This is a genomic window from Maribellus maritimus (genome assembly GCF_022267315.1).
GTDB classification, from domain to species: domain Bacteria; phylum Bacteroidota; class Bacteroidia; order Bacteroidales; family Prolixibacteraceae; genus Draconibacterium; species Draconibacterium maritimum.
In genome coordinates, this window is record NZ_JAIKLE010000006.1 from 174,710 (window position 1) to 197,385 (window position 22,676).

Annotated in this window: 15 protein-coding genes; 9 read left to right on the top strand and 6 right to left on the bottom strand. The window is 37.8% G+C overall.

The features are described from left to right. The first annotated feature begins 17 nt into the window (after positions 1-17). From K5G00_RS07735 to K5G00_RS07760, 6 genes are all read left to right on the top strand, one after another. The gene (locus K5G00_RS07735; RefSeq protein WP_238765565.1) at positions 18-1,715 is read left to right on the top strand and encodes a RagB/SusD family nutrient uptake outer membrane protein; all 1,698 of its coding nucleotides are present in this window, start codon (positions 18-20) and stop codon (positions 1,713-1,715) included. 181 nt (positions 1,716-1,896) lie between these two features. Further along, positions 1,897-2,871 carry an SdiA-regulated domain-containing protein gene (locus K5G00_RS07740; protein ID WP_238765566.1) on the top strand — a complete coding sequence of 325 codons (975 nt, stop codon included), beginning with the start codon at positions 1,897-1,899 and terminating at the stop codon, positions 2,869-2,871. Continuing rightward, positions 2,861-6,580, top strand: coding sequence for a BamA/TamA family outer membrane protein (locus K5G00_RS07745; protein WP_238765567.1), 3,720 nt, complete (start codon positions 2,861-2,863; stop codon positions 6,578-6,580). The genes K5G00_RS07740 and K5G00_RS07745 overlap by 11 nt, the downstream gene beginning before the upstream one ends. Positions 6,581-6,595: 15 nt before the next feature. Beyond that, on the top strand, positions 6,596-7,780 hold the full coding sequence (locus tag K5G00_RS07750) for a Pycsar system effector family protein (RefSeq protein WP_238765568.1): 1,185 nt from the start codon (positions 6,596-6,598) through the stop codon (positions 7,778-7,780). Positions 7,781-7,794: 14 nt separating this feature from the next. After that, positions 7,795-9,657 (top strand): pyruvate kinase, encoded by a 1,863-nt coding sequence (locus tag K5G00_RS07755; protein WP_238765569.1) that lies wholly within the window; start codon positions 7,795-7,797, stop codon positions 9,655-9,657. A gap of 158 nt (positions 9,658-9,815) precedes the next feature. Next, positions 9,816-12,191 carry a GAF domain-containing protein gene (locus K5G00_RS07760; RefSeq protein ID WP_238765570.1) on the top strand — a complete coding sequence of 792 codons (2,376 nt, stop codon included), beginning with the start codon at positions 9,816-9,818 and terminating at the stop codon, positions 12,189-12,191. A 2-nt stretch (positions 12,192-12,193) separates the two neighbouring features. Here K5G00_RS07760 and K5G00_RS07765 read toward each other — a convergent pair whose 3' ends face one another. Further along, positions 12,194-13,030: a phosphatase PAP2 family protein gene (locus K5G00_RS07765; protein WP_238765571.1), complete on the bottom strand. Its 837-nt coding sequence runs from the start codon at positions 13,028-13,030 to the stop codon at positions 12,194-12,196. Between the two features lie 99 nt (positions 13,031-13,129). Between K5G00_RS07765 and K5G00_RS07770 the strand changes: the two genes are divergently transcribed. Continuing rightward, entirely contained in the window at positions 13,130-13,969 is an 840-nt protein-coding gene (locus tag K5G00_RS07770; RefSeq protein WP_238765572.1) for a phosphatase PAP2 family protein, read from the top strand. A 15-nt stretch (positions 13,970-13,984) separates the two neighbouring features. Here the strand turns inward: K5G00_RS07770 and K5G00_RS07775 are convergent, their stop codons facing one another. Next, a complete protein-coding gene (locus tag K5G00_RS07775) occupies positions 13,985-15,106 on the bottom strand; it encodes an adenylate/guanylate cyclase domain-containing protein (protein ID WP_238765573.1) in 1,122 nt (373 codons plus the stop codon). A gap of 145 nt (positions 15,107-15,251) precedes the next feature. Here K5G00_RS07775 and K5G00_RS07780 point away from each other — a divergent pair, with 145 nt between their 5' ends. Then, positions 15,252-15,878, top strand: coding sequence for a phosphoglycerate mutase family protein (locus tag K5G00_RS07780; RefSeq protein ID WP_238765574.1), 627 nt, complete (start codon positions 15,252-15,254; stop codon positions 15,876-15,878). A gap of 107 nt (positions 15,879-15,985) precedes the next feature. After that, positions 15,986-16,945 carry a DUF6268 family outer membrane beta-barrel protein gene (locus K5G00_RS07785; RefSeq protein WP_238765575.1) on the top strand — a complete coding sequence of 320 codons (960 nt, stop codon included), beginning with the start codon at positions 15,986-15,988 and terminating at the stop codon, positions 16,943-16,945. A gap of 2 nt (positions 16,946-16,947) precedes the next feature. Here K5G00_RS07785 and K5G00_RS07790 read toward each other — a convergent pair whose 3' ends face one another. The 4 genes from K5G00_RS07790 to K5G00_RS07805 form a co-directional block, all read right to left on the bottom strand. Continuing rightward, entirely contained in the window at positions 16,948-17,607 is a 660-nt protein-coding gene (locus K5G00_RS07790) for a GDSL-type esterase/lipase family protein (protein WP_238765576.1), read from the bottom strand. Between the two features lie 206 nt (positions 17,608-17,813). Beyond that, a complete protein-coding gene (locus tag K5G00_RS07795) occupies positions 17,814-18,659 on the bottom strand; it encodes a polysaccharide deacetylase family protein (protein ID WP_238765577.1) in 846 nt (281 codons plus the stop codon). A gap of 23 nt (positions 18,660-18,682) precedes the next feature. Continuing rightward, positions 18,683-20,194 carry a DoxX family membrane protein gene (locus K5G00_RS07800; RefSeq protein ID WP_238765578.1) on the bottom strand — a complete coding sequence of 504 codons (1,512 nt, stop codon included), beginning with the start codon at positions 20,192-20,194 and terminating at the stop codon, positions 18,683-18,685. Positions 20,195-20,302: 108 nt separating this feature from the next. Then, positions 20,303-22,648, bottom strand: coding sequence for an alpha-L-rhamnosidase-related protein (locus K5G00_RS07805; protein ID WP_238765579.1), 2,346 nt, complete (start codon positions 22,646-22,648; stop codon positions 20,303-20,305). Between the last annotated feature and the right edge of the window lie 28 nt (positions 22,649-22,676).

The window sequence follows — 22,676 nt, forward strand, 5'->3', positions numbered from 1 at the left end:
TTTAAAAGAAAATTCAAATGAAAAATAAGATAAAATTTACGATCCTGTCGTTGGCCCTGTTATTTAATTGGAGTTGTACGGACCTTGAAGAGCAGGTTCTCGACGAATCTCTGACAGGCAGTGTTTCCGAGGATGAAATTGTAACCAGCGTAGTTGCCCCTGTTTATTCAAATCTCTCGACTCTATTTTTGCATACACATTTATTTTGTCTTCAGATAATTTCTTCAGATGAAGGAATTCTACCTGCACGAGGAGGAAAAGACTGGTATGATGGAGGTGTATTTTACCAATTACATGAACATGAATGCCTTCCAACAAACGCAAAGATTAGGGATACCTGGAATGATCTCACGCTCATGCTTTCGAGATCTGTTAGCGCTATAGCCACTTTAACACCTTTGGCAAAAACAGATGCCACTGCAAAAACATTTCTGGCAGAAGTAAGAGGAATGCGGGCATATTATAATATGTTGATGTTGGATTTATGGGGAATCGCTTTTCAGAAAGATGACCCGAATGAGCTTTCCGTTGTTTTGCGTGGGGGTGATGCTGTTGAATACATTCGTGATGAATTTGAAGCTGTTATAGGCGATTTAAAAACAGATGTCGGTCCTGGACGATTGACACAAGGGGGAGCTTATGCACTTTTAACACGATTATACATGAACGCTGCTGTGTGGCGCGATCCTTATGCAACCAGTTTTGATTTCACTGATGCTGATATGGATAAAGTAATTGAGTACAGTTCCAAAGTTATTAATGATTATGATTATACAATGTCCTCTGAATATTTTGCTTGTTTTGACAATGATAACCATACGAATAGTGAATTAATTTTTGCGATAGATCAGCGGCCAGATTTGAGTACATCTCACAATCGTATGTGTTACTGGTCCATGTCAGGTAGTTTTTATGGTAATCCGTTATACCCTGATGGCGATGGAACAGATGGTGGTGCAATTACTCAGGAGTTTTATCAGAGTTGGGTAGATGCATACGGTGATGTTGATCCTGCTGACGCGGATTGCAGGTTCTTTTGGGAAAGATTGGTTATTCCGGAAGACTCAACAATTTCAGCTGAAGATTTTAAGTTAAACCGGGGGATATACAGAGGCCTTCAATATGGTTTGCAAAATGCCGGACATAAACAGCCTTTTTTTGTTGATGAGGAAGGAGAATACTACATTGGTCCGGTTAAAGATGTGAGAAGGGCTGCAGCTGACGCATATGTTGATTATCTTTTGGAGGTTGACTTTACAGCTGAAGGAAGTGATTATAACAGAGGATACAGGGTTGAAAAATACGAGTGGAGTTCAGTGTCAACAAACGGAACAAATAAGGGTGAACATGACCTCGTAATTGTACGTTTGGCAGACATGTATATGTTGCGGGCTGAGGCTAAACTTCAAAAAGGAGATGACTCAGGAGCGCTTGCTGATGTAAATTTTGTAAGGGCCTCAAGAACAGCCAGACCAGAAGTTACACCTCCTCCTTTAACCGAGCTTAATCTGGATATTCTTTATCGTGAACGCGGTTTCGAATTTTATTGGGAACATCAAAGAAGAACAGATATGATACGCTTTGGAAAATATGAAGATCCCTTAATAGAAAAGACGAACAGTGATGTTGAAAAACGTCTTTTCCCAATTCCTCAAACGGCTATTGACGGCACTTCTATCGTAGAAGGATATTTAGTACAAAACGACGGATATTAGTATACATATATATATAAGTTTAAGAATAGGGCGGGCATAAACCCGTCCTTTTTATTTTTAATGTTAAGGTGGGAAAACAATTTGGTGTAAAGATGATGCATCAGTTGTAACCGGATAAAAAATTGCATTTTATTTAAAAATAATAATGTAATCTCCTAAATTTGGTATCCAGATGGACTTTATGAATACAATTAAGGTAAGAATGCAGCTTTTTAAAAATGTAATATTACTTATATTCTTAATAAGTTATGGCGTTTCAAATGCGCAGGAGTTAAAGAAAAACGAATTATTCAAAAATAAGTCCTATACACTTCCTTATATTTTAAATCGTCCCAACAAAACATGGAAACTTCCTAAAAAGCTGAACGAGATTTCGGGATTGAGTTACATTGACAAATACCGGCTGGCCTGCATTCAGGATGAAAAAGGGAATATCTATATTTTTAATTTGCTAACCGGAGATGTAGAGCGTAAAATTGATTTTGAAGATGATGGCGATTATGAAGCCATCGAGATTGTGAAGAATGACGCCTGGGTATTAAAAAGCAATGGCACATTATACAAGGTGAACAATTACCTGAATGAAAATGAAGATGATGTTGAAAAGTATCCAACCATTCTTACCAAAAAGAATGATGCTGAAGGGCTGTGTTATTACCCACCCTCAAAACAACTGCTGATTGCCTGTAAAGGGCACCCTTTTGTGGATGATAAAAGTGGAAAAAACCAGAAGGCGATTTATCAATACGATATCAAAACAAATTTGCTCGATTTAGATCCTTTTCTGGTCATCCGGCTTGATTTTATAAAAGACCTTAAAAATTACAACACCATTACCAAATGGGGTGTTGAACTGCTTGCTTCTCTCGACGATGCCAAAGGCGACCTTACATTTCAGCCTTCAGCAATAGCGATTCATCCCGTCACCGGCGATATTTATATTTTAGCTTCAGTAGGAAATCTGCTGATGATATATTCTTCTGAAAAAGAATTACAGTGTATCGTCCAACTGGAAACAAAAATTCATCCGCAGCCGGAAGGAATTTGTTTTAGCCCTGATGGCACACTGTATATTTCGAATGAAGGCAAGGAAACCAGTGGTCGAATTTCTGTGTTTTCGATGAGAACTCAACCTTTTACAAACGATGGGCAATAAAAGAAAAGAATATATCACAATCTTCACCTTTTTATTTTGTGTGTTGTTTCAGCAGGCTGCGGTGGCACAGAAAATTTTTTATTCTGCAGAAAACAGGGAATGGCCCGGCGAAATAACTGAGCCCCCTGAAACAAAGCTTTATTCTATTTTTTTAATTGGAGACTTAAAACACCCGATTGAAAATATAAATCTTGAACTGTTAAAAAATAAGTTGGATAACGAAGGTGAAAAAAGTGCATTGGTTGTTCTTGGAGATATTGTTTACCCAAGGGGATTGCCCGACAAAGAGGAGCCCGGTTTTGAAGAATCACTTCGCCGGCACGAAGCAATTTTGAACCGGATAAAAGAACATCCGGGAAAAATTGTGTTTTTATCGGGAAACCACGACTGGGCAAACGGCGGTAAAGAAGGCTGGGAATCGGTTATTCAGCAGGAAGAATTTATTGAAAGTTTTCTTGACCGCGGGAATACATATCTGCCGGATGAAGGCTGCCCCGGCCCTGTTGAAATTGATTTAACAGAAGATATTACCTTAATTGTTGTTAACTCGCAATGGTGGTTTCATAGATTTGAGAAACCTGAATTAGACGATGATTGTGACATCGAAGATGAAAACGATTTATACATTCAGATTGAAGATGCAATTCGCAGAAATACAGATAAAAAAATAGTTTTCGCTACGCATCATCCTTTATTTAGCGTAGGTAATCACGGCGGTTATTTTCCTTTTCTGATGAATATTTTTCCGTTTATGGAAGCAAAGCCTCCGCTGTATATTCCACTACCCGGATTTATTTATACCGGTCACAGGAAATATTTTGGAGACCCCCAGGATTTGGCCAATCCGGATTATAAATTATTTAAACAAAACTTACTTGAGATTCTTGAAAAATATCCGAATGTAATTTACGCAGCGGGGCATGAACACAATTTACAGTATTTTCAGGCAGATAGCTTGCACCATATTGTAAGTGGCGGAGGCGGCGAAGGAACTTTTATTGCTGAACGGGAAAAGGAAGCCGATTTTGCTGCTCAATCCGTGGGTTTTGCCCAATTATCTTTTTATAAAAATGGTGACGTTTGGTTACAGTTTTTTAGTCCCCAAAACAATGGTTCCGAAAAATTACTTTTTAATAAGAAGTTGTATTCTAAACCGTTATTTAGTTCAGAGAAGACGGAAGCAACGTTTCAAGATATCGATTTCACCGATAGCATTGTACATGAAAAGTTAACTGATTTATACCAGATTGGAAAAGTCCAGCGTTTTCTGATGGGTGAAAATTACCGCGAGGTGTGGAGCACAGCAGTCGATTTTCCGGTGTTTGATATCGAAGCAGAAAAAGGCGGTTTATCAATTATAAAAAGAGGCGGAGGCCAGCAAACCCGTTCTGTAAGACTGGAAGATAAAGACGGGAAACAATACGTTTTGCGCTCGGTAAATAAATTTGTTGAGAAAGCTTTATCAAAAGAAATGCAAAATACCATCGCAGTCGATGTGGTACAGGACGGTATTTCGGCTTCGCATCCTTATGCCGCTGTCACAATTCCCAAATTGGCCGACGCAGCGGGAGTGATGCATACAAACCCAAAATTGGTATGGGTTACTGATGATCCACGTCTGGGAATATACAGAAAAGACATTGCCAACGACATTTTTCTTTTTGAAGAACGGCCGGCAGGAAACAGAAAAGATATTCAAAGTTTTGGCTATTCAAAAGACATTGTGAACACTGCGGAAACAATCAAAAAGACCAATGACAAGCATGACCACATGGTAGATCAAAAAGCTGTTTTACGTGCCCGTTTGCTGGATATTCTTCTCAACGACTGGGACAGGCACGATGACCAGTGGCGCTGGGCTACTTTTAACGAGGACGGAGTTAAAATTTACAAACCGATTCCCCGCGATCGCGACCAGGTATATTTTGTAAATGAAGGCCCGCTAATGTGGGTTGCTTCCCGGAAATGGGTGGTTCCAAAATTCCAGGGTTTCGATTCAACTATCAAAAATGTAGTTGGGCTCGGATTTAATTCCCGCTATTTCGACCGTGCTTTTCTTTCAGAACCGGATTTGCAAAACTGGATCGAGATTGCGGAAGACATTAAAACCTGTATTACGGATTCTGTTATTCACGAAGCCATCTCTGAACTGCCCCCCGGGATTTATGCCAAATCGGGAAAAGAAATTGAAGAGAAACTAAAATCAAGGAGAGATTTACTCCCAAAATACGCTGATGAGTTTTATCGCTTTTTATCAAAAGAAGTTGATGTAGTTGGAACAGATGAACGTGATTTGTTTCTGGTGGAACGACAACAGAACGGCAATACAAAAGTAGAAGTTTTTGCTTTGAGCGACAAAAAAGGAAAAGTAAAGGAAAAACTGTATGAAAGAACTTTTCTGCCCGATGAAACAAAGGAAATCAGACTTTACGGTTTAAAAGACGAGGATGAGTTTGAACTGAGCGGTGAGGCCGAAAAAGGAATAAAAATCAGAATTATCGGAGGTAAGGATAAGGACAAGGTAAAAGACAAATCCATTGTAAAAGGGCTAAGCAAAAAAACCATTGTTTATGAGCGAAAAGACAAAAAAAACAAGCTAAAACCAGGCAGCGAGACCCGGATGCATCTAAGCAGTAAAAAAAGTATCGACAACTACAACCGGAAACAATTTAAGTTTGACAAGACCATGCCTCTGATAACTGGAGGCTACAACATCGACGATGGGGTATTTTTAGGTAGTGGTGTAAGTATAAAAAATTATAACTTCAGAGATTCAAGCTTTCATCAGTTTACAGGGAAAGTTGCATTCCTGACTGGTGCATTTGAATTAGCTTACAAAGGATTGGTTACATCTGTGTCGCAAATTTTTGATTTTAAAATGGATGCAAACATAAGTATTCCCAGGAGCGTTGATAATTATTACGGACCCGGAAATGAAACGCAAAAAATAACAGACAGCAAACGCTTTTATCGGGTGCGTTATATCTATGGCTGGCTGAATCCGGCTTTGTATCATCAGGTTAATAAATCCGTCAGTTATTCTATGGGGGCATTTTATCAATATTATGATGTAACTGATACTACGGAAAGATTTGTCGGGCAACTTTATCCCGGTGTACTTCCGGAATCGGCATACAACGCCCACCATTTTACGGGAATAAATGCCAACTTTACAATCGATACCAGAGACGATGAAACGATACCGCAACGGGGTATTTACTGGAAAACTGAGGCAGGTGCATATCATAATTTAAAAAGCGAAGGAAAGAATTTTATGAAGCTACAGTCGGATTTGAGTTTGTATCTTAGTTTTCAAAAAGATCCGAGGTTTGTTTTTGCATTTCGTTTTGGAGGCGCAACAAATGTGGGAGATTATGAATTTTTTCACTCCAACTTTTTGGGACGAAAAGCCAATCTCAGAGGATTCAGGAGTAACCGGTTTGCCGGCGATCAATCGTTTTATCAGAACACAGAATTCAGAGTGAAACTAAAGAATATTCATAGTTATCTTTTTAACGGACAGGCAGGGATGCTGTTGTTTAACGATATTGGCAGAGTTTGGACAGATGGCGAAAATTCAAATAGATGGCATCAGGGATATGGGGGCGGACTTTGGATCTCTCCATTTAACGCCGCAGCAGTTACAATAACCTACGGAAAATCGAAAGAAGATAACTTGATTGATTTTACACTTAGTTATTTGTTTTAAAATAAATGTTTTACAATGAGTAACATAAATACACAACTGGTAAACGAAGCGGGAACATTTATCATGCAGTTTCTGGAGGAAAATCTTCCTGGAAAATTTACTTTTCATAACCTGGAGCATACAAAGTATGTGGTTGAGAAAGCTGAATATATTGGCAAAAATGTCGGGTTGAATGAGGAAGAAATACTTTTGGTAAAAATTGCAGCCTGGTTTCACGACATCGGATACGCCATTGACATTAGAAATCATGAAAGAGTTGGGGCGGAAAAGGCGGAGGATTTTCTTCGTTCAAAAGGAGTCGACCAACCCCGGATCGAGCTGATAAAAAACTGCATCCTGTCCACAAAAATTGAGGTGCAGCCAAAAACGTTAATGGAAAAAGTAATTTGCGATGCGGATCTCTCCCACCTAACCGAAGAAGATTATTTTGACCGGATTGAAAAAATGAGGCAGGAATGGAAAAATCATTCTTACAAAAAGGTCAGTAAGAAAAAGTTCTACGAAAAATCAGCAGAGTTTTTTCAGAAATATTCGTATCACACTGATTTCGCTAAAAAAGAACTGGCTCCCAAGAAACAAAAAAACCTTGAAAGAATTGAAAAACTAAAGTATATGCTTGAACAGAAAAAAGAACAGGAACTGCTTGATAAAGTCCCAAAAGGGAAAAAAAGTAAAGGATATTCCCGTGGTGTCGAATCCATGTTCAGGTTAACTGCCCGCAATCAAATTAACCTGAGTTCTATTGCCGATAATAAGTCGAACATTCTTATTTCGGTTAATGCAATCATGATTTCAATTATTATGACTGTTTTGGTTACCCGCTTTGAAGAAATTCCGAACCTGATTTTACCAACACTAGTATTTTTACTTTTTGCTTTAACCACTATCATTTTTGCTATTCTTTCTACCCGGCCAAATATTTCTTCGGGTACTTTTAACAAAGAAGACATAAAAAAGAATAAAGTTAATCTGCTGTTTTTTGGAAATTTCTATAATATGAATTTGGAAGAATATGAGTGGGGAATTGAGGAATTAATGAAAAATGACGAGCATTTGTATTCCACCATGATTAAAGACCAGTATTTTTTGGGTAAGGTGCTGGCGAAAAAGTACAAACTGTTAAGGATTGCCTACAATGTTTTTATGGTTGGAATTGTGATTTCGGTTTTGACATTTGTGTTGGCTTTTGTTGATATCTAACATTTAAAATAAAAATGATCCAAACAGACAGGCTTCTTTTTGTAAAAGAAAAAATTGACCTCATTATTTACAAGGTGAGGGAAATGGAAGAAGAATATCGTGACGAAATTGAAAGTGTTCATCCTGTATACCGCAAAAGTGCTATAAATCTTGTTCATTATCTGGCTTTTCGCAGTTTCGACATTGATGAGTTACAGGGATATTTACGCGATTTGGGATTGACAAGTTTATCTCATATTGAAGCCCATGTATTAAAAAGTTTGCTTTCCATGAGTTCAATTCAGAACCAGTTGTTGGGACAAGTAACTCCTGAAAGGCGAAAGGGAATTATTTCATTTAAAAAGAGCGAAAAAATTCTGGCGAGGAACACGAAACTGATGTTTGGGTATAAATCGAAAAGAAGGCGAACCCGTATTATGGTTACCCTACCTGAAACTGCTGCCGAAGACAGAGACTTTGTGAGCCGGCTCTTAAAGTCGGGGATGAACAGCGCCCGTATTAATTGTGCCCACGATAACAAAGAAACCTGGGAGAAAATAATTCAAAATGTAAGAACGATTAGTGAGAAGCAGCTAAAAAACTGCAAAATAATGATGGATTTGGGTGGGCCAAAATTACGAACAGGTTCTATAAAACCGGGCCCAAAAATCGTTCATATAAAACCTGAAAAAGATGTTTCCGGTAATGTGATTAATCCTGCCAGAATTTGGATTGCCCCGCCTGATTTTTTACTGCCTGATGATATTTCAATTCATATTCCCGTAAAGGAAGAGTGGTTCAGAGAAATAAAAAGAGGAGATATTATCCGCTTAAATGATACCCGGAATAAAAAGATCGATATAACAGTTGGCGGAAGAAAAGGAAATGGTCGAGAAGGATTTTGTTTTACTTCTGCTTATGTTTCTACCGGCACTGAACTTCAACTTTTTGGCCCCGATAAATCAGAAAAAGCCAAAGATACAGTTGGAGAATTATTACCGATTGAGCAGTATATTCCGCTCAAAATCAGTGATACGCTTGTTTTAACCAAAAATACGAATCCGGGAGAACCGGCACAATACGACGAAAACGGAAAATTAATTCAGCCTGCTCATATTTCATGCACTTTGCCCGAAGTCTTTAGTGATGTAAGGGTAGAAGAACCCATATTTTTTGATGATGGAAAAATTGAGGGGGTTATTGAAAATGTTAAAAACGACGAGCTGGATATTAGAATAACCTATGCGAAAGATACAGGAAGTAAGTTGAAAGCCGACAAAGGGATTAATCTTCCACACAGCAATTTGAATGTGAGTGGATTAACTCCAAAGGACAAAGTGGATTTGGAATTTGTGGCCCAATATGCCGATACAGTGAACTTTTCGTTTGTAAATAATGAAAACGATGTGCAGGAATTGCTGGATGAGCTGGAAACTTATAAAAGCCCTATTGGTATCATTTTGAAAATTGAAACGCAGAAGGGATTCACCAACCTGCCGCGGATTTTGCTGCGGGCGATGCAAACTTTTCCAATTGGAGTAATGATAGCTCGTGGAGATTTGGCGATCGAAACAGGATGGAAGAATTTTGCAAGTATTCAGGAAGAGATTCTACGCATTTGCGAAGCTGCACATGTCCCCGATGTTTGGGCAACGCAGGTATTGGAAAATCTGGCAAAAAAAGTAGTTCCCTCCCGGGCAGAAATTACCGATGCTGCTCTGGCACAGCGTGCCGAATGCGTGATGCTGAATAAAGGTGCTTACATTGAAAAAGCAGTAAAAATGCTCGACCGTATTTTACGACGTATGCAACATTTTCAAAAAAAGAAAGAAACCGTTTTGCCCAGGCTGGAAGATGCGGAGAATCTGCATCTTTCGCATGCCAAGTTCGATATTTAGCTCAGATAGCGTTCCATTTTATCATAGCGAACTTAACCTTTGCAGCATCAGCTTGTCTGTAAAAACTTCGCTATCAAATAACTGATTGAACTTATTTTGCAGGATTGGTGTTTTATTCCTACAAATTAAAAGATAAATATACATTACAGTAGAAGGGCATGAAAACACAGAAAAAGATAAATCGTAATGTAAATGACACCGTTATAAAAACCTCATTAAGCTTTGAGTTCCTTATTGAAGAGTTGGAACAAATTGTTTTAAATGGAAAATATCCGCTTTTTGAATCGGCAGCTAAACTTTTGGCTGGGCTCGACAACATTCCTGAACTAAAAACTCAAATAAATGATATTTCTTTGCTGGAGAAAAACAAAGATCTGGTGGACCAGATGATGGCTTTTGTTATCAATCCGCTAACCGGCACCACTGCAATGGAAGGTGCAACTGTTCCTTTTCATAAAACTACCTTCTTTTCAACAGAACAATTAAGAGCCATTACAAATAAAGATGAATATAAACTTGAAATTGCAAAAAATCATGACTTAGAAGAAAAGCAGCTTATTAAAATTTACTTTGCATATTTGATAATTCTGGAACAGATTTACAATTACAAAACAGACTTTAATATTCCCCTGGATTTTAAATTGACCAACGAACAAAATCAAACAGTTCAATATTTTAGAAAGAACTTTAATTATAAATATTTGCGTGTTGGTACGGTTGGGAAGTTGAAAAGACTTACTGATGAGCAATTAAAAAAACTTTTAGACAATATTTCTGATTTAAGCTACTGGAGGGAGACTCTTCCATTGGAAAATTTTGAATTTAACGGGTTTGTACATTTTTCATTTACAAAAAGCACTTACGATTTTGTTGTTTCTGAATTGAAATCCAATCTGCTTGATAATAAAACTATTCTCACAAACGAAGGGTTTGAACTGATTCAGAATCACATTCGGGCTTTAATTGAAATGCCAAATTTAAAGATTGGATTGGCAGCTATCGATCAATTTGATTCCACAATAAATAAATCATTGATTTGGAAAACGTTAATCGATCGTTCGAAACTTTCCTGTCGCGAATATTCCGGTACATTTTACGAACAGGCGATGTTGGAGAAAAAGATTGTTATAACCAACGATTTTAATGAAGCAGAAAATGACAGAGTTGTTGCTGAGTTTTTAAATCACGGAATTCGAAGTCATGTAATTGTTCCCCTGGTGTTAGACGGAGAAACAGTTGGCATGCTGGAATTTGCATCGGAAAACAAAGGGGAGTTAGACATGGTGAAGATAAGCCGGCTAAAAGAGCTTTTCCCTGTGTTTGCGGTGGCACTTAAACGTTCGAAGAATGAATGCAAAGACAGAGAAAGTGCGGTTATTCAACAACATTTTACAGCCATTCATCCGTCAGTGGAGTGGCGTTTCAGGGAGGCTGTTGTAAACCTGATGAATGAAAATTCAACCGAAAAATTATCGACAGGAATTGAGCCCGTGGTTTTTGATAACATCATTCCAATTTTTGGTGCCTCTGATATCCACAGTTCAACAACCGAAAGAAACAAAGCCATTCAGTCCGATTTTTTGGAACAACTTGAATATGCCCGGGAAATTATTGAATACGGCAAACTTGTAAATGAAATGCCATTTTTAGATGCCATCCACTTCGAGATAAAAAATTTCATCTCAACTGTAAAAAACGGATTAAAAGCGGGCGATGAGTTTGTTATTATCGAATTCCTGAAAAATGAAGTTGAGCCGGCTTTTAAACTTCTGAAAGACAGATTTCAGGAAATGGAAAAACCTGTAAATGATTATCTTCAAAAGATTGATACCGAAAATGGCGTTCTTTATAAAAAAAGAAAAGAATTTGAAGACAGTTTAACCTTAATAAATAAAGTAATTGGAAAAATAATTGATGATGAACAAATTGACGCTCAGAAGATTTTTCCCCATTATTTTGAAAAATACAGTACTGACGGCGTAGAATATAATGCCTACATCGGACAGTCGTTGGTTAAGAAACTGAAATACAATAGTATTTATTTAAAAAATATTCGGTTGTGGCAGCTGTTGTTAAAAGTTAGAATAGCACAGGAAATCAGAAAGCTACAATCGGAACTCCCGGTAAAGCTTGATATCACACAGCTTATTCTCGTTCATTCGCAACCATTAAGTATTGCGTTCAGGCAAGATGAAAAGAAATTTGATGTTGCCGGTGCCTACAACATTCGTTACGAGATTACAAAAAAGCGAATTGATAAGGCACTGATAAAAGCTACAAAGGAAAGAATAACTGAAGTGGGAAAAATTGCGATAATATACTCACATGCCGATGAGATTACCGAGTACAAAAAATATATCGACTATTTGATTTCATTGGGATTGATTTCCCAAAATGTAGAAAACTTTGAATTGGAAGATTTAACCGGAGCCTCAGGTTTAAGAGCGCTTCGAATTGAAGTAAATTTTGAAAATAACTCTCTGTTGGGAATCAAAAAGAGACCCGAAATATCAGTCGATAGAATTCAAATCTGATTCTAAAATACGTAGCTTAATCTCAACCCATTATAGTTCCCGGTAAACGGAATGAGCGATAAATTGGGATTTTTTCTTTGAATACGATGTAATTCCGGAATTAAAATACCGGCCGAAGCGCCAACAACAAACCCCGTTAATATGTCGGTAGGAAAATGTTTCATTGCTTTAAAACGGTAAAAACCAACCAGGCCCGGTGGAACAACAGCAGCTGCAAATAGCAGATATTTTTTATTTCCAATTTCCGGATGATAGTCGGAATATACTTTTGCCATAAAAAAAGAAGCCGTTGCTGCAGTAGAAACATGTCCGCTAAAGAATGAATTTCGGGTTTCGCTGGCCAGTTTATCTTCTACCGGTACATCCGGGTTATAATTAAATGGTCGTGTCCGAAGAACAGAGCTTGCAGTTAAAAGATAAAAATCGGTGTTTATAGCGTGAGATTCACCATATAAAATTAACAGATCCAGCCAGTCATTTCTGATTTTTTTATCCAGTGCAAGTAAGCCGGGCAAAACAACCGAACTGTTTAGGAAAAAGTCGGAAATGTCATGAGCCCGATGACGGAAATTTACACTTTGCCTGGTTGCCGGCCGGTCAAACCACCAGATATCATCCGCACTTAACTGAATAACTTCACTATATTCCAGCCTGGGTTTGTTTCTTAAATATTCAAATCCTAAAAAAGATGCGCCAAACAAACCTATCGTTACCGGAGCTTCAATTTTTCTGTTTATTTTGTAAACAGTGGAATCTTTCCCGGATTGGCCGGCTGTATTTATACTTTTTAAAAAAAAGAAAGTAAAAAAAAGAATAATTAAAGTTTGACACCGTTTCATAATTTCACTTTAAGTAAAAATAAAAAAACAGAGATGAAATAGCACTAAGCGTGGAATATTCTTTTTTGTTTTGATACAACTTCTTTAATTTAGCTTTGTATGAGTACAAAAAAAGCAAGTTTATTCATTTTTTTGTTACTGTTTCTTACAGGATTTATGGTTTCCGGTCAAAGAGACAGTACGAAAACGAGTTATAATCCCTACAAAATGAATTATTACCTGGATGTCCCCATATCGGTAGGTGGATTACTTGCAAGCAAATACGGAACAGATTATCTCAGAGACAGAGATCCCAGAAACATAGAACGAATTGTTTCTTTAACACCCGATGATGTTTGGTGGTTTGACAGAAGTTCCGCCCGGATAGATCCGGAGAAAGGAGAGAAAGCACTTAACATCTCTGATTATTTTTTGCGGGCCGGGATGTGGTCTCCACTCCTGATGTATATTGACCCGAAAGTAAGAGGTATTTGGTATGATTTTGCGCTTTTGCATATTGAAACACAGGCTATAAATGCCACAGCTTATTTGGCGGCATCAATTCCGATTCCACGCCTCAGACCTTTTATGTATAACCCTGATGTAAACATGGAAAAAAAGTTGGGAGAAAATACCACCAATTCTTTTTTTAGCGGACACGCGTCGGTAGTTGCCGCCTCAACCTTTTTTATGGTGAAAGTATACTACGATTTACACCCGGAAGCAAAACATAAAAAGCTGTTTTACGCGTTGGCTTGTGTCCCTCCCGCATTTACAGGGTATTTACGTTATAAAGGTGCAAAACACTTCCCGTCTGATATTATTACTGGTTTTGCTGTTGGAGCTGCTACCGGTATTCTTGTTCCTGAATTTCATAAAAAGAAATATCCATTGAAGATATATCCGGTGAGCATTTATGGTTCGGGAGTCGGGCTTAGAGTGCTGTATACACTGAAGTGATAAATTTTTACATTTTTACTGTGAAGCTCTGCATACCTCGTATATTTTTACAATTCTGTCTTTACCCAGAAATTTTACGATATCAACATAGTTTAGCCTGTATTCCGTTTTGGCACTTATCAGTTGCGATGCGAAGTCGCGTGTAACCAGGATATTCTTTCGGTATCTTTTGCATTGTTTCTGGATTCGCGCTGCAGTATTTAAAACATCACCATGAAATGCAATTTCCTTTTTTATTTCACCAACCTCGGTAGCCATCACTTTTCCTGTATTAATGGAGGCTGTAAACACAGGCATCAGGCCATACTTCTTTTCAAAATAATCTTTTTGTTTTTCCAGCTCTTCTTCAAAAAGATAAAAGAAATCGACTGCACGTTTACTACTTTCGGGCTTATTTGCGTCCCAGGTAACCACTGCTTCGTCGCCAACAAACTGATAAACCCTTCCTCTGCTGACAATAATAGGATTGGTTAGGAAACGGAAACAATCCTGTATAAAGTAACTGTAGTTTTTGTGTCCGAGTATTTCAGCAAATTTTGTGGACGACTGCAAATCGAGAAACAGAAATATAAGATTTTCTTCTCTTGGTTTTTGATAGTAACCCATCATTATTTTTGCAATAGGACTACCGCTGTTCTGATGAATTATCGTATAAATTAGCTGATAAACATAACTTGCTATCAGAATTACAATAAGAAAAAACAATGTTGTTGAGTTAAATAAAAACGTATTCAACTTTGAAAGTGAATCCCAGAATACATATTCTTTATCGACGTTATAATGCACAATCCCGAGCAAAACGCCGATAAAAAAGAAAATTATAATATCAAAAAAGATAACAAATATGGTGAGCTTTCGTAATTGAAATTTATCGATGATTTTGGGATAAACAAAATAGAATGTGGTCCAGGTGAATAGGGCAAACAACGAGATAATTACTGAAGAAGCGGCCACTTCATCAACGAAGAAACTCATTCCTTTAGAGAAGACTTCTCTGAAATCGTCGGTTGGAGTTCCCAGCATCCGCAATAAAATAGCTATTCGAACGACTATATTCCAATAAACAAGTGAAAAAAGAAGGAATCTTAGTTTGTATTTTAATTTTGGACCAATATTTAATCTAGGTTTTAAACTCATTCTGCAAGGTTGTAATAGCCTGTTTATTTTTCAAAAGTAATGGAAATCGTTTTCTTTTTTTTCGCTAATAAGAAAATATTAATAAATGATAACAGTTTGAAAAATTGAATTTGTATTTTTCCGGTTCAGAAAACAGGATAAACCATTGAAAACAATTACTAAAATAGTTCTTCTCATTTCCACTGTTTGTTCGGTCAATTTTTCTTTCGGGCAGGAGGTGATTTTGATACGGCATGCAAAAGTAAACTTGGATACAAAAGGATGGATTGGGCATAAAAAGGCAGAACAATTGAGTAAGGCATACAACTCTGCTCCCATTGTTTCTTTTGATACAGAGAGAATTTTGAGTGAATTGCCTGATTTAAAAACAGATACTATCTATGTAAGCAACCTGAGCCGCTCCATTTCCACGGGATGGACTCTTTTTGGAGACTCAGCTACTATTCTTTCTTCTCCTTTTCTGGATGAGTTTGATTTACACATATTACGTCTGCCATTGATTCTTCCCTACAAGGCATGGACTGGTATTTCACGCGCTTTTTGGTTTTTAGGAACGAATAAAAAATACAATGAGTCGTACAGGGAAGCTGAAATGAGAGTGAAACAAATTGCCGATTTTATAGAACAAAGGTTAAACTACAACAGACAGGTAGTTCTGATAACGCATGGTTTTTTAAACAGAAACATTACAAAAGAACTTCAAAAAAGGAACTGGGAAAAAGTACAAAACAACGGGAAAAAAAACCTTGGAGCAACGATTCTGAAAAAATAATATGATAAATCGTTCGTTTCTTACGAGTGAAAATAATATTAACATATTTGTTCTTTTTGTTTTACCTGGTTTGCTTTTCCCAGCAGTCTGAACCCAAATACGAATGGATGCCTTTGTTCGATAACAGGTTGCCTTCGAAAATATTTGAAATTAAAACAGATGTAAACTTTCAATATTCCATTATCTCTTCATCAAATATTGAAGAAACAGAAAATGGTTCAGCGGAAATATCGGGAAACAGAATCTCGAGTTTGAGTTTGAAATTTCCGTTACTAAACAAACCTGATATAAAACTAACAGGAAGCCTTAAATATACAGATGAACAGTTTTACTTTGAGGACCAGAATCCTCTTTCATACCCTCTGTATGTGAGTTTGAACGACAGAAATCTGAAAACGCTGGGCGGAGGAGTTTACGGTTTTTTTCATCTCACAAGAAATCGTTCTTTTATAATACGTTCAAATTTATTTTTGGCTGGCGATTTTTACAGAAGTGATAAGGGTTTCTCTTTTAAAGATTTGGCAAAGTTTTCGTTAGCCGCGGGTTACGGGATAAAAAAAGACAGCCATACCTTTCATGGTTTTGGGGTATATTATGGTTATTCCCTGGGCAGGCCAACTATGCTTCCAATTTATTTATTCAAGAAGAATTTCAGAAATAGTATGGCGATGGAAATGATGTTGCCACAGAGTATAAAAGTTTGGAATAAATTTTCAGAAAAATCATTTGTTTACGCCCAAACAAAAATATCGGGGAACAGTTACACCATTCGTTTAAATAATTCGGCTTTTGAGGAGTTTAACAGTTTGCAGTTGCGCCAATCCTATCTAAACTTTTCTTTAGGAGTAACTCATAAATTAGGAAAATGGATTTGGTTTGAAGGTGAATTTGGCTATTCGCACAATTTGAATTTTAATGTTTCTGAAAGCAATTTCATCCCAAATCAAAGATTTCCCAAGCCCGACAAAAAATACCTCATTGAGTCAGAACTTGCAGGTTCACCTTTTATTTCCGTCTCGTTATTTTTGTCGCCGCCTCAGGGGTTTTTAGAGAAATACTTAAAATGAATTTATTCCAAATATGAAGAAATAACCTTTCCCCAAATGTCGTAACCTTTTTTATTCATATGTAAGCCGTCTTCAATAAAGATATCCTGAAATACATCCCCGTTTTCATCCGTCGCCGGATACCATACATCCGCAAAATCAAGGTTCTTCTTCCTGTCGCAAAATTTCTTTAATCGCGTATTCAGTTTCATGTATTCCTTTTTCAAATTCTCTCTTGCAATACTTGGCTTGGGTGATATAAAAATGATTTTTGTATCGGGTAAATCCACGCGTATTTTATTGTACAATTCTTTGGCTTGCCGTTTTACCAGGCCCGGTTTTTTGTTTCCGGCAATGTCATTATCTCCTTCGTAGATAAAAAGAATTTCCGGTTTTTGTTTTAAAATAAGCTTATCGTAATAGAAAATAAGGTCGCTAAAATGTGAACCACCAAAACCGTTGTTAATTACATTGTAATTGGGGAAGTATTCCTGAACGTCTTTCCACATTCTGATACTTGAACTTCCGGCAAAAACCACCAATTTTTTGTCAGGGCTAAAATTGTATTCTTTATTAAAAAGTTCATCAACCTGGGTTTTGAAACGATTGGGATCCTGCGCATTAGAGACTACTACTACCAAAAAAAGAAAAAACAGGATAAAGCAAAATTTACGATTATTCATTCTCTGTTAATTTATATGTTCGTATGTTAATGGTTTGCAATTTCAGCAGTTGACTGGTTTGTCGACGGAAAAAAATTGCTGGTATATTGTTGTTTTTCGATGTAAATAAGGAAACTATTGTCATAATCAAACTAAAAGCAGATGCAACAATGAAGATATTAAGGTGTTGGATTAGAAATATTGCTGCTTATCGGTTTTTAAAGATACTAATTTTTCAGATCCTTGTAACTAATCAATTTGATATTCTTTTTCTGAATGGTTTCTTTTACTTTGTCGCTGGTTAGAACTCGCGTTACCCATTCACGGTCGGTAGCAACATCCTCATAGCCTTTATGACCAACGGTTTCCATTTCTCCGTCTTCTTTTCCCGGATGTTCAACATACAAATATTTTCCGGGTGTAAGTTTTTCCAGATTTTCACAGAATTTGTCGATTCGTTCGTTGTATGCATCATTACGGCTCCAACCCGAAAAACGTTTGAGGCCCTCCGTATTAATATCAAGTTGATATTCTTTTGCCAGATTATTAACCAATGCAGCAATTTGAGGATTTAAGCCATTAAATCCCATGTGTGTGCTTATATGCGAAATATGCGGAACATGTTTTAACGAAATTTCAATCTGAGCGCGTAATTCCTGCTCTATTTCATCCAACTTCCACTCCGATTCCTGAATAGATGAGCCGGCCGGGAAATTGTTATTCTTCCATACCTGAGGGAAAAAATAGCCGTCTTTATCAACCAGGCTGGGACAGTGGGTGAGGGGTCGCCACTTGGTATTGCTCCACTCGCTGGTCAATGTTAAATGGATTCCAACATCAAATCCCGGATTTTCATTTAACATTTTTGTGGCTTCCAAAAACCAGGCACAGGGTGCCATCAATTCCACCGACTGTGCAATTCCGTTTTGATAGGTTTCAATGCAGGCCAGATTTGCTGCATGAAAAGAGCCAATATCATCGGTGCGGATGAGCAGATAAATCTGGTTGTCATTTTGTGCAATTGTTCCCATGGATAAAAAAAGGATTAGGAAGCTAAGTATTATATTTTTCATAATATGTTGTTTTTCAAATTGTTTTATCCGTACCATTTTCTTGTACGGCCTTGCAGGTTGTTCAGAATCTGGTTGGTTGTATTTACATTGTTTACTATCTGGAAATCGAGCATTCCCACACATATAAAATCTGCTCCGTTTTTAAATGCCCAGTTAAAACCATCTTCGGGAGTGATTGCTCCTGCTGCCAGCACTTTAAAACCCATTACCGGAACTGTGGCACGTTGCACAAATTCGATTGTTTTATCGGGGAAAAGACAAAAAATATTATTGTGAAACCTGTTGTGATCCAAATAATTTTTACCATCTACCTCAAAAGGAACCCTGTTTTCAATGGGGTGGGCCGACCAGTATTTATCGTGGTGCATGGTTTTCATATAATAATCCGGTATAATTCCCTGTTCTTCGCAGGCAATCAACGAATCAACCGTGTGCGACGCCAATCCCGCAGTGTAGCCCTGGCTCCGGATACGATCCATCATTTTTTCGATTACATCAATCCGGTTGTCGCGCACCAGCCAGTCACACCAGTTTCCCTGAATCTGAACAATATCAACACCATAATCAATGGCTTTGTCGATGTTAACAAAGTAGTCGTTGTTTTCCATATCGGGTGCCACCTGCGAAATCACTTTAATTTTGCTTCCGGTAATTTTTTTGTATTTCTGCATCAGTTCATTTGTGGGAAAACCAATGTTGATGGTATTTACTCCGGCTTTTTCTGCCAGCATCAGCGTTTCAAAAATTTTGGCTTCGGTGTTGTACGCCCGAAAAAGTGAGGAAACATAGATCAGGTCGCGGGCATGGGCCCAGCCGCCAATCAGATTTCCTCCGATTATTAAACGGCTGATTTCGTGGTCGCCAATTTTTCCTTTCGGAAGTTCGCCCTTTAACTCGCTAATGTCTGCACCTCCAACCTGAATGGTTGCACCCGAAAGCGTATCTACACCATATTTTTCATGTTCTTTGAATGCACCAAAACCAATAATGCCCAAAGCAGGGAGAGTTGCCAGATTTTTAAGGGCTTCCCGTCTTGAATTTTGAGGAGATTCGGGGTCAGGGGCTGTTTCAGATTTTTTATTTTCCTTTTGAAAAAATTTCAGGGCGTAAATTCCATACCCTTTTTCTTTAACAACCAGAAGAACAACAAGTGCCAGTGCCTCAATGAGATTTTTATTTACAATAAACAAGTTGCCTTCTGTCGAACCAAAGATAGAGCCACCAAAAGGAGGATATGCAAAATAGTAAAGCAATAATAAAACAATTCCGGAAATGGAAGAAATACGTATTACAAGGCCCAGGAACAATCCAAGTCCGATAAGAATCAAACCTGCAATGTTTACAGGGTCTACAATATTCATTAAACTTTCAGAACCGCCCAGCCAGTTATAAAAGCCGGAAAATGGTCCCGTTGAATTGGTCAGATAACTGGCTGCCGACCAGTTTCCCATCCACAACTTTGCCAGGCCTTCATATAAAAAATGCCAGCCGATTGCTATTCTGAAAAAGGTAATGACGATTTTCTTTCGGTTCATTTTAGATAGGTTTAGAATTGAATGTTTAAAGAAAATATATCTTACTCATTTTAAGAAAAATATCGAAGCTGAAATTTGGATGTGAAAGCAATTTAGATCACTTCTTTTTTATAAAATGAAATTATTTTTCCCTTCATTTAAGATTTTGGTTTTTCCATTAAATTCAAAAGTACCTTTCATTCCCGGAGGTAAATTAATTTGTGTTTTTAGTCCTTTCCTGTTTTTTTCATATTCTACTTCTATTCGGCCCTTTGGATGAGGCATGTCGGCTTTCAGAGAAGTCAGATTTCCCAGGTGCGGTGTAATTTTAACAGTTTTGAAACCAATGTCTGCCGGGTTTATTCCACCAACCGAGCTTAGTAAGAAATAAGCCGGATGAGCACTCCACGCGTGGCAATCGGAACGATCGTGCGAAGCAAAACCCGTTTCGCCACAAGTGGTATGGCCTCGTTGAAGGAAGTTGTACCAGAAATCCAAATGACTTAAAAACAAATTTTCCTGCCCGGTTTTCTGCATGGCTTTAAACAGGAAAAACGAAAAATAGGAACTGGCCATTTCATCAAATTTGTCAAAACTTAAAATTCGATTTAGTAAATCCTTTTGTTGGGAAGGCGGAACCACATCGCAAAGGATGGCAAAAACATTGGTATGCTGCGAATAAATTTCTTTGTCGGCATAATCGCGGAATAACTGTTTTTCATTGTCTCGGCAACTGGTGTAAACTGCTACTTTTATTTTATTGGAAACCTCCTGCCAGTGATTTGCTTTTTGTTTTAATTCCAATTCCCGGAATAGTTGTGCTGCACAATCAAGTGTGTGGGCATAATAAAGAGTAAGCAATGCCGACTGCTTAATTTCCTTCTTTTCATTTGAACGGGGAATACTTCCTTGGGTAATGCTCCAATCGATAAAACTCTGGTTGGAAACCGTTCCAATCATCCCGGTTCGTTCATCAAGATGTTCCTGATAAAATTGAAGCACACCTTCAATTTTATTTTGAAATTGTTTTACAAATGCCGAGTCGCCCCGCATAAAATAATAATCACGCAACGTTTGAATCCAAGCCATTGACCAGCCGCCCATATCAAAATCGAATCGTGAAGGATATGCCGATTTAAACAGGCCTGTTTCTTTATTTTCCGATTGCGGATATAAACGGAGTACTTCACGCAGTAAACGGTCGTCGGTTGAATTGTATGTTGAAATGGCCGAAATTGGCCTATTATCGCCGCCGTAACTCAATTGCTCATAAAATGGTGTGTCGTAATATGTTTCGCCGGAACACATGCGTAATGTTCGTTTGCTTATTTCAAAAATTTCATTTAAACTGTCGCTGTTGCTTTCAAAAGTTGCCATTTCGCGGTAGGGATAACCGGAATATTCATTTTGAAACGAAACAATTTCCAGTGCTTTGCTTTTTGTTTCGACGTTAAATTGGACATAGCGAAAAGCACGTTTCCACAGCGGGCGAAAAGTTCGGAAGCCACCGTCGGTGTGAAAAATATCCCAAACACCAAACATTGAAAGCCCGTTCACTGAGTCGCGGTGGGCCTTGAGATTTACTTTTTCATACAATGCTTCGGCATATTTTATTTGAATGGAACTACCTTCTCCATTGTTTACAGTTAATTCAGGATAACCCATGGTAAAGGTTTCGAAATCGACTAAAAAAGAGGCTTTTGTATTGGCAGGAATAATGAGTTTGGATTGCCCGTTCCATTTTTCGGTTTGAATATCAATTCCTTCTATTTTGCGAATACGGGCAGGATATTCAATGTGATTATCCATAAAAGCAATATTTCTCGGAACCAGGTTCCAGGGAGCTTGTTTTTCAAATACCAATGGTTCAGTATCTAACCAGTTTCTGTCGTCAAAATCAGCCGTTTCCCAACCCCAGGGATATTTTTCCGCAAAAACCTCATCGCCGCCACCACAGGCATAAAAACCATAAAACCAGCGATTTTTAAAAATCATTTCATTGTAGGAAATTACCTTGTAAGCTGGATTTTTATATACTTTCCATGCATTGCCGGTATTTAATTCATTAAAGTCTTCATTTTCAGCACGCAACATAAAAGCTGTTTGCGCCGAAATAAAAGCCAGTGGTTTATCTGCTCCTCCATTATAAACCAATGCAGCCAACTGATTCTTTCCGGCTGTTAGAAACGGTGCAATGTCAATTACATCGTATTTATAAGTTTGTAAGTCTCCCTTGGCCGGCCCGTAACAAACACGCTGTCCGTTTACAAATAAATTGTAACGATTATCTGCTGAAACATGGATAATCAGCTGCTCCGGTACTTTATTCAAATTAAAGGCTTTTCGGAAATGGTAAACTCCGTAACCGGTATTGTTGGCCGAAGGATAAGAAACCCAGGGCGCGTTTTGACCCATAGAATTGAGTGCCCACAATAGAATCAGGAAAAATGAAACAGGCTTTAGTAATTGGTTCATAATATTATTGTTGGTGAGTTTTGTCGCT